Source organism: Paenibacillus sp. JGP012 (genome assembly GCF_014203995.1).
GTDB lineage: Bacteria > Bacillota > Bacilli > Paenibacillales > Paenibacillaceae > Paenibacillus > Paenibacillus silvae.
Window position 1 is genome coordinate 15,626 of record NZ_JACHKG010000016.1, and the last position, 12,495, is coordinate 28,120.

At 48.2% G+C, this 12,495-nt stretch carries 13 protein-coding genes; 10 read left to right on the forward strand and 3 right to left on the reverse strand.

Translation table 11 applies throughout. The annotated features are described in order from the left end of the window. The first annotated feature begins 30 nt into the window (after positions 1 to 30). The 4 genes from HNR77_RS18565 (at position 31) to HNR77_RS18580 (ending at position 2,975) form a co-directional block, all read left to right on the forward strand. Positions 31 to 885 carry a hypothetical protein gene (locus HNR77_RS18565; protein WP_184187523.1) on the forward strand — a complete coding sequence of 285 codons (855 nt, stop codon included), beginning with the start codon at positions 31 to 33 and terminating at the stop codon, positions 883 to 885. A gap of 110 nt (positions 886 to 995) precedes the next feature. Further along, positions 996 to 2,111, forward strand: coding sequence for an aminopeptidase (locus tag HNR77_RS18570; protein WP_184187527.1), 1,116 nt, complete (start codon positions 996 to 998; stop codon positions 2,109 to 2,111). A 95-nt stretch (positions 2,112 to 2,206) separates the two neighbouring features. Next, on the forward strand, positions 2,207 to 2,452 hold the full coding sequence (locus HNR77_RS18575) for an HPr family phosphocarrier protein (protein WP_090923662.1): 246 nt from the start codon (positions 2,207 to 2,209) through the stop codon (positions 2,450 to 2,452). A 229-nt stretch (positions 2,453 to 2,681) separates the two neighbouring features. Beyond that, positions 2,682 to 2,975 carry an Fpa/YlaN family protein gene (locus HNR77_RS18580; protein ID WP_111271074.1) on the forward strand — a complete coding sequence of 98 codons (294 nt, stop codon included), beginning with the start codon at positions 2,682 to 2,684 and terminating at the stop codon, positions 2,973 to 2,975. 193 nt (positions 2,976 to 3,168) lie between these two features. On the opposite strand, the gene cax is transcribed toward HNR77_RS18580, so the two are convergent. Beyond that, on the reverse strand, positions 3,169 to 4,239 hold the full coding sequence (gene cax / locus HNR77_RS18585) for a calcium/proton exchanger (protein WP_184187530.1): 1,071 nt from the start codon (positions 4,237 to 4,239) through the stop codon (positions 3,169 to 3,171). Positions 4,240 to 4,422: 183 nt separating this feature from the next. Between cax and HNR77_RS18590 the strand changes: the two genes are divergently transcribed. Then, positions 4,423 to 4,785: an Asp23/Gls24 family envelope stress response protein gene (locus HNR77_RS18590; protein WP_105410238.1), complete on the forward strand. Its 363-nt coding sequence runs from the start codon at positions 4,423 to 4,425 to the stop codon at positions 4,783 to 4,785. Between the two features lie 67 nt (positions 4,786 to 4,852). Here HNR77_RS18590 and ftsW read toward each other — a convergent pair whose 3' ends face one another. Both ftsW and HNR77_RS18600 read right to left on the reverse strand, forming a co-directional pair. Further along, a complete protein-coding gene (gene ftsW, locus HNR77_RS18595; protein WP_184187533.1) occupies positions 4,853 to 6,139 on the reverse strand; it encodes a putative lipid II flippase FtsW in 1,287 nt (428 codons plus the stop codon). A gap of 11 nt (positions 6,140 to 6,150) precedes the next feature. Next, positions 6,151 to 6,498, reverse strand: coding sequence for a YugN family protein (locus HNR77_RS18600; protein WP_090923657.1), 348 nt, complete (start codon positions 6,496 to 6,498; stop codon positions 6,151 to 6,153). Between the two features lie 209 nt (positions 6,499 to 6,707). Here HNR77_RS18600 and HNR77_RS18605 point away from each other — a divergent pair, with 209 nt between their 5' ends. The 5 genes from HNR77_RS18605 to HNR77_RS18625 all read left to right on the forward strand — a co-directional run bounded on the left by HNR77_RS18605 (position 6,708) and on the right by HNR77_RS18625 (position 12,470). Continuing rightward, a complete protein-coding gene (locus tag HNR77_RS18605; RefSeq protein ID WP_184187536.1) occupies positions 6,708 to 7,880 on the forward strand; it encodes a M20 metallopeptidase family protein in 1,173 nt (390 codons plus the stop codon). A 106-nt stretch (positions 7,881 to 7,986) separates the two neighbouring features. Next, positions 7,987 to 9,708 carry a DNA repair helicase XPB gene (locus HNR77_RS18610; protein WP_184187539.1) on the forward strand — a complete coding sequence of 574 codons (1,722 nt, stop codon included), beginning with the start codon at positions 7,987 to 7,989 and terminating at the stop codon, positions 9,706 to 9,708. 26 nt (positions 9,709 to 9,734) lie between these two features. Next, positions 9,735 to 11,525, forward strand: a complete 1,791-nt coding sequence (locus HNR77_RS18615) for a hypothetical protein (protein ID WP_184187542.1) — start codon at positions 9,735 to 9,737, stop codon at positions 11,523 to 11,525. 158 nt (positions 11,526 to 11,683) lie between these two features. Beyond that, complete coding sequence (locus HNR77_RS18620) at positions 11,684 to 12,121, forward strand: YlbF/YmcA family competence regulator (protein WP_111271068.1); 438 nt, start codon at positions 11,684 to 11,686, stop codon at positions 12,119 to 12,121. A gap of 85 nt (positions 12,122 to 12,206) precedes the next feature. Continuing rightward, positions 12,207 to 12,470, forward strand: a complete 264-nt coding sequence (locus HNR77_RS18625) for a YlbG family protein (RefSeq protein ID WP_056696929.1) — start codon at positions 12,207 to 12,209, stop codon at positions 12,468 to 12,470. The last annotated feature ends 25 nt before the right edge of the window (positions 12,471 to 12,495 follow it).

A 12,495-nucleotide genomic window follows, 5' to 3' on the forward strand; every position in this document is an offset into this window, starting at 1 on the left:
AGAAAATGACCGAAAGGTGGATTGCATATGGTGAGCCGTCAGTTGATGCGGACTTTGTTGTTAACCTTGTGTGTTATGCTGGCAGTCGTTCCGGGCTGCGGCATACTCCAGAAGGATCGGACACCGGAAGAGATCTTTGCTATGGCCTTATCCGGCATAGCGGGGAAGGAGACGATGACGTTTGAAGGGGAGGCAGGACTACGGCGAGAAAACAGCGCAATGTTTGAAAATCAGTTCAAATTCGAAGGAAAGCTTGAGGAGCATGACCGGCTGACGCTGCAGACCCGTTTGCCAGGCTCGGTGACTGCAGCAGGTTCAGGCATCTCCATGAATGCAGTTAACCATAACGGACAACCAGGTGGCTTCAGTGCCTCGTATAAGCGGAAAAAAGGAAAATGGAATGCTCTGGCGGCGGAGCATGAACCATTGCGTGGATCACTATCCCGTTTCAATCCCATTGCTCAACTGGAGCAGATTGATACGATGAAAAAAACGATTCAATCCGAATATGGATCGGGGCGTCAAACGCGAATATTACGCATTGAACTCGCGCCGGAGGATGCCAAAGCTTGGGCGGCAAGCCAGTTGACCGACGAGATGAATGCGATTCGGGCAGATTATATGCATAAGGCGGTTCAGGTAAAAGGTGCGAATCAGGGAAAGCTGGAGGAGGAGCTGCAGAAGGTGTGGCAGCAGGGAGAGACCTCCATGCAGAAGATGTTCGAGAAGGCGGAGGTGCATACGGTGTACCACCTTACAGTGGATCGTAAAACAAGCTTGCCCATGCGCCTTTCTTCGGAAAGTCAGATGAAGTATAAAGATAACAGCAACCGAAATAATGTGGAGGCACTGGTCACCGATGTCAATTTCAAATCATATCAATAAATTAAAACCTGTGACTGCCTGCTGACGGGATGCCTGGTGCGTGCTACAATAGTAACGTAATTTACCGTTGTTCAATTCATTGAATGGCATATGACAGGAGGATTTATCATATGAAGGACCCTAGAATTCAGAAGCTTGCAGCAAACCTGGTAGGTTATTCTGTTGATGTACAGCCCGGTGAAAATGTATTGGTTGAGATGATTGGATCAGAGCGTGATCTGATGAATGCCATTATTGAGGAAGTGGGCAAAAAAGGCGGTAACGTTTTCGTGCAATTGACGGATAGAACGGTTCAACGTGCGATGCTCAAAAATGCTACAGAAGAGATGATGAAAACGTGGGCGGAGATTGATCTGAACCGTATGAAACAAATGCAGTGTTACATCGGTATTCGTGCCGGAGAGAATGTAAACGATCTGTCCGATGTGCCGGAAGAAAAAATGAAGCTGTACAATGCTCTATACTCCCATCCGGTACATAGCGAGCAGCGTGTCAAACATACGAAATGGGTGGTGCTTCGTTATCCGAACGCAAGCATGGCACAACTCGCCAATACAAGCACGGAAGCATTTGAAGACTTCTACTTTGACGTATGCAACCTGGATTATGCGAAAATGGACAAAGCACAGGATTCACTCGCGAGTCTCATGAAACGCACGGACAAAGTGCGGATTACAGGACCGGGAACAGATCTGAGCTTCTCGATCAAAGACATCGGTGCAGAGAAATGCTCCGGGCAAAAAAATATTCCCGATGGCGAGGTGTATAGCGCGCCTGTTCGCGATTCCGTGAACGGTACGATCAGTTATAATACACCAACACTGTATAACGGAGTTACGTTCGAGAATATTAAATTTACGTTTAAAGACGGTAAAATTGTTGAAGCATCCAGCAATGATACGAAACGTCTGAATGAAATTCTGGATTCGGATGAAGGCGCGCGCCATATCGGTGAGTTCGCTATCGGATTCAACCCTCACATTCTGCACCCGATGAAAGATATTTTGTTTGACGAAAAAATTGCAGGCAGCCTGCATTTTACGCCTGGTCAGGCATATGAAGAAACAGATAACGGAAACCGTTCATCCATTCACTGGGATCTCGTATTGATTCAGCGCCCGGACTACGGCGGTGGGGAGATTTATTTTGATGATGTGCTGATTCGTAAAGATGGCATTTTCGTCATTCCTGAGCTGGAATGTTTGAATCCGGAACAGTTGAAATAGGAACTGCATTTTGCAGTTGCTAGGAAAGCGGATTCACGGTATCATGTAGTGGTAATTAATAGATGATACTAAAGTAAAAAGACGGAGGGATTCCTATGTCGAGTAATAATGCGGCTGTAGTAGAAATTGCTCAAACAGCAGGCAAGTTTACTTCTTCAATCGTGCTTCATTCAGAGAACAAGTATATCGACGTAAAAAGTATTCTGGGTTTGTTTACAACACTGATCAGCACTCACAGCTATGAGCTGCACGTTCATGGCCCGGATGCTGATGAGGCGAAGGCGGCAATGTCCGAAGTATTCGCCAAGCATGGTCTGAATGTAAACATCGCTTCTGAATAACAACGTTTAAGAACACCTCTGCTTTAGGGCAGGGGTGTTTTTTAATAAAGAAAAACATTGTGGGGAGAGTTCCGCAACGTGTAAAGAGTGCAGAGCACAGAATGGTCGCGAGTTACTTATAGCTTGTGTGCTTATTTTGGTCAGGTTCTTGTATTAGCTCTTCATTTCGTCTAATATTAGATGTAGAACGTCTTTACGCGATTTTTGGGACATAGGGGGGAAATGATGCATGACTTCATCTGATCTGCAGGACCAGCTGAACCTGAAAGCAATCAGTCTTCTTCAAGAAGATGCAGATAAAATACAGAAGCTTATCGAAGTACAGATGGAGAATCTGGCTACCCGCTACTGCCCTCTCTATGAGGAAGTATTGGATACACAGATGTATGGGTTCTCCAAGGAAGTGGATTTTGCTGTTCGTGCAGGGCTCCTTCCAGAAGGTACAGGGAAGCAGATGGTTAGCGCGCTTGAACGGAATCTGGCCATTTTATATGAAGCACTGAACAAGAAGAATGAGCAATAGCCTGCGTCGCGCGGGTCAGTATAGAAGGCATGCACATGTTCGTTGCATGCTTTTTTTGTATGAGATAAAAGGATGATGTGAATTCAAAAAAGGCATCTATCAGGAATGAGTTTCCCATAGATGCCTTTTTTGAGTAGTGTCAGCTCAAGATGTTCATATGAGACAGCGCGGTGGAAACAGGGCATCTGTCCAATTAGACAAGGAAGAAGGAGACACCCAGAATGACATATACCACAAGCAGCAGCAAGCCTTCGTACCAGTTGGTGGAGCCGTCCTGTGTGATCGACTTGGCTATGAACACAGACACGCCGATCGCAACCAGCTCAATGGTGGTAAACACGATGTCCATTGTACGCCCGGTAAAGTAACTGACAAAGATAAGCACAGGGGCGACAAACAAGGCGATCTGCAAGCTGCTGCCTACCGCAATTTCCACCGCTGCCCCGATTTTATTTTTCATCGCAAGCATGATAGCGGCGCTATGCTCAGCTGCATTCCCGATAATTGCCACGAGGAATGCACCGACGAACAGCTCGCTCAGACCAAACTCGGAAGTGAATACTTCCAGAGTGCCGACCAGCCATTCACTGACAAAAGCAACCATGACCGTTGCGATGACGAGATACAGAATGGACTTTTTCTTCGACCACTCCGGTGCATGCTCATGAGGCAGTTCCTCATCATTATCGTCAGTTACATCTGCAAGGTAGCTTTTGTGCGTAACCATGGAAAACAGCAGCCACGCGATGTAAGCGGCAATGAGCAAACCCGCAACGATGAGACTGAGTGTATTCGTATCCCGCTGTGTGATGGAGTGGGTGTTCAGGAAGACAGCCGGAACAAACAAAGCGATGATGGCAACAATCATCAAGGAGCCGTTTAGCCCCGCAAGGGATACGTTGTAGTTCTGAATTTTAAACTTCAGACCTCCGGCGAAAATACTGAGTCCAAGCACAAGCAGCAGGTTCCCGATAATTGACCCGGTCAGACTGGCCTTGACCATGTCGAACAGGCCCTCTTTGACAAGGAAAATGGCGATGATCAGCTCAGCCGCGTTGCCAAACGTAGCATTCAGAAATCCACCCAGCCGCTGTCCGGCATAATGGGCAACATTTTCGGTAGCCTTGCCTAAAAAGCCGGCGACAAAAATAACCGAAATGGCAGATAAAACGAACTGCAGAATCGAATCCCATTTCATGTAGTGGGCGATGGCGCTGAGTACAAAAAATGCAATCAGCAAATAGGATGAAATCCGGTTTCTCACAAAAAACACCTCGGTTATGTACTTATTTTGTTTGGAAAATGACGTAACGTACCTATGCGATTAATTTCATATTTCAATATAACCAAATGGTGGCAGGTTGTAAACGCATCTTTTTCAGTTAAATTTGCTTTTTGGGGTCGAAACGATTTAAAATACGAGTAACGAAGTGAAGGAGGATGTGGCATGGCAGAACAACTTCAATTGGAGAGCGGAAACATCCGGATTGCCGATGACGTGGTTGCGAAAATTGCTGGAATGGCTGCAATGGAAACGCCTGGAATCGCCGCAATGTCTGGAGGTTTGTCAGAGGGCTGGGCGAAGCGTCTCAGTGGTAAAAACGTGCAGAAGGGCGTGAGCGTTGAGGTCGGCCAGCTGGAAGCAGCCATTGATCTGCGCATCATCGTCCTGTACGAAACCCCGATTCATGAAGTTTCACGTATGCTTCAACAGAATGTGAGAGAAGCGGTAGAGACGATGACCGGATTACGTGTCGTTGAAGTCAACGTAAAGGTCGAAGGTGTATCTTTCCGAGGCGACGACCTGTAAAAGATGACCCTATAAAAAAGACTCTGCATCAACTGATGCAAAGTCTTTTTTTTACACTTATCCAGCCTTATCGAACCCGGCGAATAGAGTCTCGGGAACGAAGTGCAGGAGATGTGCGCGTTTGAACCGTCACCGATTTGGTTTTTTCTTCTTTGATGGCTTCAAGGTTGTTCGTGCGTGAGATGCTCAGTACAATTCCCATCGCGACCATCATGACGAAGAGTGACGTTCCCCCATAACTGATAAACGGAAGGGTAACCCCCGTTACAGGGATCGTTTGAGTGACCCCTCCGATATTGATGAAGGCCTGGATCGCGATCAGTCCCATAATCCCTATACCCACCAGTGTACCAAACGGATCAGGACACCGCAGCGAGACAATGATTCCCCGCCAGATAAAATATAAATATACCAGCAGGAACAGGGTACTACCAATAAAGCCGAGCTCCTCTCCGATCACGGAGAAAATAAAGTCATTATAGGCATTAGGCAAATAATGCAGCTTCATGGTTCCTTGTCCAAGTCCCGAGCCTGTAACGCCGCCGTCACCAATAGCTACAAGAGAGCGGTAGAGGTTAAGACTTCCACCGTTAATATCAGACAATGGATTGAGGAAAGCCTGAATCCGACCGATTTTGTAGTTCTGTTCGGCTGTCACTGTTGTTGCGGCATCCAGTGCGGGAGCGCTTGGAGACATAGAGGAGAACAGGGCATTTGCGCCAAAAGCAAGACCTCCACCAAGCACTACGAGCAGAATGGAGCCGAGAATGTGTTTCATACTGGCTCCGCCGGCATAAATAACAAGACCGCAGGTGGACACCAGGATGAAGCAGGTGCCGAAGTCAGGCTGCAGCATGATTAAACCTGCGATAAAGCCGACGATAATTAACACAGGGAAATAACCGGTTTTGAAATCACGGAAACGTTCCCCTTTTTTGGTGATCAATGCAGCCAAATAAAGAATGATAGCGATTTTTGCAAATTCTGCAGGCTGTAGACTGAATCCGAACAGATGAATCCAGCTTTTTGCACCGTTCAGCACTTTTCCTGTAATCAGTACGAGCAGCAGCAGCGCCGTGGTGAACAGGAAAAAGGGAGCATACAGTTTTTTGTACTTGTTAAAGCGGATGTTCATGGCAAAAAACATGCCAAACAGACCGATAATCGCCCACATAAGTTGTTTTTTCGTGAAGTAAAGGGCATCGTTGTTAAAACTTTTGCTTGCAATTGCAATGCTGGAACTGGAGCTGAATACCATCACCAGTCCAAAGCCCACCAACAATAAAGTGAGGATTAGCAGTTGAAAATCCGGCGTGCCTCTCTTCGTTCTCGTCTGGGCCTTTTGTTGTTTCATAGCAGGCCCGCCTAAGCTTCGAGCAGTTCTTTGAGCTGCTGTAATTTTTGGGTCGCCAGCTTCACGACTGGCTGCGGAACGGAAGAGTCGTAATCAAGTCCATGCGGAAAAGTGGCTTTGCCGAGATAAACGGCTTCAACGGCCAGAACCGTATCAGGTTTCTCAAGCTTGCCTTCTACCGCGCGCGTATTAATGCGTACAAAGTATTCTGAGTTAGTTTGTTCGTCTTCGATTTTGTAGTCATATGTAGCACGGTAATATTCCCACTGCCACCGGACAAATCCGACTTTCTCGGCGCTCTCATCCAGGTATGCCAAGTCGCTTTTCAAGCCATCCAAGCCTGTGTTCTCAAAAATCATAAGCGTTTGATCCTCCTCATAAGCTTCCGAGTATATTTCTCGTATGTTACTCTAGTTTATGATAGTATGTTTCACCTTCCCGTGCAAGCTTTCCAAAGGCCTTTCGTATCGGATTTCATGCAATTCTGCTACAATATACTGCAACAGGTTTGAAGAGGAAGGTTAGCTACTGTGAAAAGTGCCGTTAATGATCGAAAGGATGGGGTTACATGACAACGAATATATGGTGGGAAGATCTGCAGATCCACATGGTGGAATGGCGGCGTCACCTTCATCGCAATCCTGAGGTTTCCTTTCATGAGGAGAAAACATCCTCTTTTGTGGCAGATATGCTGGAGAGCTTTGGTATTGAGGTTAAACGACATGTAGGCGGTCATGGAGTAATTGGTGTACTGCGTGGAGACAGGCCAGGACCTGTTGTGATGCTGCGGGCGGATATGGATGCACTGCCTATTCAGGACGAGAAAAATGTAGCATATGCTTCTCAGCAGGCTGGGGCTATGCATGCCTGTGGTCATGATGGTCATATTTCAATGCTGCTTGGAACAGCGTTATATTTCAGCCGTCACAGGCAGGAGGTGCAGGGAGAAATCCGCTTTCTGTTCCAGCCGGCTGAGGAACTGCTTCCAGGCGGTGCTGTTCAAGTAATCGCAGACGGAGCGCTGGAAGGGGTAGACGTTATCTACGGAATCCATCTGTGGACGCCAATTCCTGTAGGTGTGGTTGCAAGCACAGCAGGACCAATGATGGCGGCGGCCGATGATTTTTATATTGATATCAAAGGTAAAGGCGGTCACGGCGGGATGCCCCAAGCTACAGTAGATAGTGTAGTCGCTGGCTCTGCCCTTGTCATGCAGCTGCAGACGGTAGTCAGCCGCTCGGTTGATCCGTTACGCCCGGCTGTGCTGACGATTGGTACGATGCAAGCGGGCTCGGCGCAGAATGTTATTGCCGAACAGTGCAAATTAAGCGGCACGGTGCGGACCTTTGATGAAGAGACTCGAAACGCAATGAAGGAACGTGTGCTTGCGATGGTAGCGCAGACTGGGGCTGCTTATGGTGCAGAGACTCAGGTGAAATACATTATGGGCTACCCTCCCGTTGTTAATGATGAGCGAGAGACAGCGCGGTTCTTCCGCGAGGCTGAAGCGACATTTGGTGCGGATCGGGTTCAGAACTCTCCTATGCTGATGCCGGCAGAAGACTTTGCATATTATTTGCAAAAGGTTCCGGGATGCTTCATGTTTGTCGGTGCAGGCAATGCAGAGAAAAATGCAGTGTATCCACATCATCACCCGATGTTTGATTTTGACGAGGACGCCATGCAGACAGGTGTTAAGCTGTTTGTGTCCATGGTGAAGGGTTACGCAGCCGAATGTTAAACCTTATAGTTGGGCATCCTGATCATACCGAGGTATGGACAGGGTGCTTTTTTGTGTTTTGGAGAAACAGAGACAGATTAACAGAAGGTGAGGGAGGGAGAGAAAAATGAGGACGTTTAATCCGTCAGGTGCCTGCATTGTTCAGCGGGATTTCACGGTGCTGCTTGAGACGGGACATTCTGAATATGAAGCGGCGAGAGCACAGATCTCCATGTATGCCGAGCTTGTAAAAACACCTTCAGCCTTCCACACCTATCGGATTACGCCGTTATCGCTGTGGAATGCGGCAGCGCTGGGCTGGCAGTCGGAGCAAGTCATCGCCAGTCTGGAGCAGGTGTCACGCTGGAGTGTGCCTTCGGCGCTCATGCAGGACGTGCGGAGAATTATGGACCAGTATGGCAAATTAAAGCTGTACGCTGAGCCGGATCATGTCCGCATGCGTTTGGTCAGTGAAGATGAGCAGCTGCTGGATGAGCTGAACGGGATAAGGTCGATTGCAGCATTTCGTATGGAACGGGTAAATCACTATGAACTTCTGCTATCAGGGGAGAAACGTGGCTTGCTGAAGCAGGAGCTGACACGTCTTGGTTATCCGGTGCTGGACTATGCAGGTTATCGGAGAGGCAGTGAGCTTTCATTTGGCTGGCGTTCTGATACGGGGTTATCCACGGGAAGTACATCCCGAAAGAGAGAACGAGATGGTGGCTTTGCGCTGCGTCCATATCAGGAAAAAGCGGTGCATGCTTTTACAGGCGGCGAAGGCACTGGCGGCAGCGGGCTGCTCGTGCTTCCCTGCGGGGCAGGCAAAACGGTTATTGGCATAGCCGTACTGGAACGGCTGCAATGCGAATGCCTTATTTTAACGTCCAATACAACATCTGTCCGGCAGTGGATACAGGAAATTCAGGATAAAACAACGATTACTTCCGAGCAAATCGGGGAGTATTCCGGTCAGAAGAAACAGGTGAAGCCGGTGACAGTCGCTACATATCAAATTTTGACTCATCGCAAGTCCAAGGACGCGGAGTTCAGCCATATTCACCTTTTGCAGGAACGAAAGTGGGGGCTGATCATCTATGACGAGGTGCATTTGCTGCCGGCTCCGGTATTTCGGGCTACAGCAGACATTCAGGCAACGCGTCGTTTAGGGCTGACGGCTACACTTGTGCGTGAAGACGGATGTGAACAGGATGTGTTCTCACTCATTGGCCCTAAATTATACGATATGCCATGGAAAGAGCTGGAGCAAGAAGGATGGATTGCCGAGGTGAAGTGTCAGGAGGTCAGGGTCCCGTTGTCGCCTGAATTAAGATCGACCTATGTGCAAGCCGAAGGCAAACATCAGTTCCGACTTGCAGCTGAAAATCCTGCCAAAATCAATGTTGTTAAACGTTTGCTTGAACGTCATGCCAACGCACCAACGATTGTCATCGGTCAATACCTCGACCAGCTGGAGATGATTGCCCGGGAAATTGATGCTCCGCTTATCTCAGGATCGATGTCCCAGCAGGAGCGAATCAAGTGGTTCTCCGCCTTTCGTCAGGGCGATATACGCACGATTGTTGTATCCAAGGTTGCCAATTTTGCTGTTGATTTGCCGGATGCAGCGGTGGCACTTGAGATTTCAGGAAGCTTTGGATCAAGGCAGGAAGAGGCTCAGCGGCTCGGCCGCATTTTGCGTCCCAAGGCAGAGGAGAATAAAGCCTTTTTCTATGCGCTTGTTTCTGAAAATAGCAAGGAACAGGAGTTCGCACTGCATCGCCAGATGTTTCTGGTTGAGCAGGGGTACGAATATGCGATTGTGCAGGAATCAGATGTAATCCATTAAACGCTGCAGAGGAGGAGGAGCATGTGATGTCTGATTTGGAATATGAGATGGAGCAGGAAGCCCCAACGAGAGAGGAGCACAGTCTGGAATCATGGGGTGCGCTCGGAACAGCAGAGCGGCGGGTGCTAGGTGTACTTTTTCACAAACATGCGGGTCAAAGCTTTTCTTCTCTTCTGCCTCCTGAAGTGTGGGCGAAGGAAGGTTTAAGCGGGGCGGAAGCAAACCTGGCCTTTGCCATGCTTCGGCGTAAACGGTGGATTAGCTCGGTTCACAAAAGCTGGGGCGAATGCACGTATTATATCCCGCAAAGTCATCTCATCGTGTTGACACTGGTCTGCACTGATTTTACCAATCATATGGTTGAAGCAATGAATGAACCTGTTATGCGAGTAATATGTGAGGCTAAGCCGCATGTAGCGGCAGAACTGCTTCATCTGGTCGCCTGGATTGAAAGGGAGGCATTGCCCCTCACGTCCAAGGGCACAATACATAAAAGAAGTGTGCAGAAGTTAAGCACATTAACGATTTTATCTCCTGCTGATTTTGAAGACCTGAATATTGCTTATGAGCATGCTGATTTATATCCTGTACATGTCGTTATCCTGCTGGATATGCTGGTTTGCCTGAATTTGGTGCAGCAAACGAACAAGGGACTCGAGATCAGACAAGAGCGTTTGCAGCAATGGATCTCGCTGTCCTGGTCAGAGATGCATCGGGAGATTTTCCAAGTGTGCATGGAGCGATATGGAGGCTCACAGCCAGTGATGCAGCATTTTCGTTATCAGCTTGCCTTGTTAGCGCCGGGCTTGAATGGATGGTATCGAATTAGAAATGAGCAGGACCATACAAAAATCAAGAGCTGGCTGGTGGCTTTGGCAGGCTGGGGGTTTGGCGAGGTTGGCGAGACGGCAGATGGAGCGCTGGCGTTTCGCTGGCTGATGAATCCGGCTGAGCTTATGGATATCCGTAGATCAGCCCGGAGTGTTGAAGCGGATGTTGTGCGGCTTCATGCCCGGGTAGAGTCTGAGGAAACATTCGCCAGAGTTTATGTGCAGCCTGATTTTGAAGTGATGGTACCCCCTGACGTGTCTCCCGAAGTCTGCTGGGGGCTGGAGCATTACTGTGAACGAATGACACGTGATCAGATGACCATATATCGGCTGTGCAAAGAGCGGGTGGAGAAGGCCGAATCAATAGCAGGAGGACAGAAGGGACAGTCGGCAGTTCAATTTCTGGAGAAATATAGTTATGGCCGTTTGCCAGAGCATGTGATGGCGGCTTTGGCGGATTGGCCCAGAGATTGTGAAACGGAGACGACGAAACAAACACAGACACAGAAGCAGGACACTGTCAGTCTCGTTGAAAAAGTGGGATTAAACTCCATCCATAAGTCGCCTTCTTTTGTTTATCGTCCTGATGCGCAAGGTTTACTTCAAGGACGTATGAAGACAGGCATGACAGCAGGCCCAAATGCCGCTTCGCTTCATCATATGGAAGGGGTTGAGCAGGAGGAACCTTCCTGGTCCTTGAGAAAAACGGATGTACCCGAGACATGGCACAGGGAATGGAGGAAGTATCATGTGTCCACGGCACGTCAGATTGCACTGCAGGCCATCGAATGGCAGGTGAAGCTCGGCGTACGAAAAGGAGAGGATACGTTCGTCCTGATTCCTCAGCACGTTAAGGGACACGAGCGCTGGACACTTGAGGCATGGTGCCTTCTGGACAGCGGAGAATTGGTATGCACGACAGAATGGCGAACATTTACACCCGAAGGCTGGGATACAATGCGTCTTATTCTGCCAGATCATGTCTAAACCTGAGGCTTTGCGTGATAAAATGAAATCAAAACCGAATTTTGAATACTTCCTGCCTTGCAATTACAGGAAAAACTCTTCTTAACCTTTCATGGATATGCTATGATGAAGGAGTCTACGTTAAGTAGAACTTTATATATAGATAGGATGAATAATTCATGAGCGTAGCGGAAATAAACACGGTCGATATGGCCCAAGTGTTAACGGGCGCATATGAACTGGGTGACATGATTAACCAATCTGCCGAAGTATCGGATTATTTATATTGGAAGCAGCAAGTGGAGACAAGTCCCGAGATTCAGGAGGGCATCCGCAGGCTGAATGCCAAGAAAGAATTGTTTGAGGAAACACAGCGGTTTGGCCACTTTCACCCAGACTATCATGCAGCGAAGGATCAGGTAAAAGCACTGGAAAAGGAACTGGAGTCCTTTGAAGCAGTAGCGCGGTTCAAGCAAGCGGAGCGAACATTGGACGAGATGCTGTTTCAGATGTCGGAGACGATTGCCTTCGCCGTATCCTCCACCATTAAAGTACCAAGTAATGACCCAAATCCCAAAGGTGGCTGCGGAAGCGGCGGCAAATGTGGATGCAGCTAATCGCTGCCGAATGATTAGATTTACATTGTGAAGGACCGGGCCTTTCGAGGGCCGGTCTCCATTTATAGAAGGGCGGGGAACGATGATGTTTGCGGAAAGAACTGGATTCATTATTTGGGTTAGTGATTTGAAAGCGGCCCGCAATCTCGAAAAATATGGAACCGTGCATTATATCTCCCGCCGTATGCATTATGTTGTCATGTATGTTAATGCAGAACGAGCTGAGGATACAATGAAAAATGTAAAGCGGCTTTCCTATGTGCGCAAAATCGAGCGCTCTTATCGTAACGAGATCAAAACCGAGTATGCCAGCAAAACGATGGACAAAACAAGCTATTACGGAATATAACACGAAACGCAGGAGGGGCCCGGTG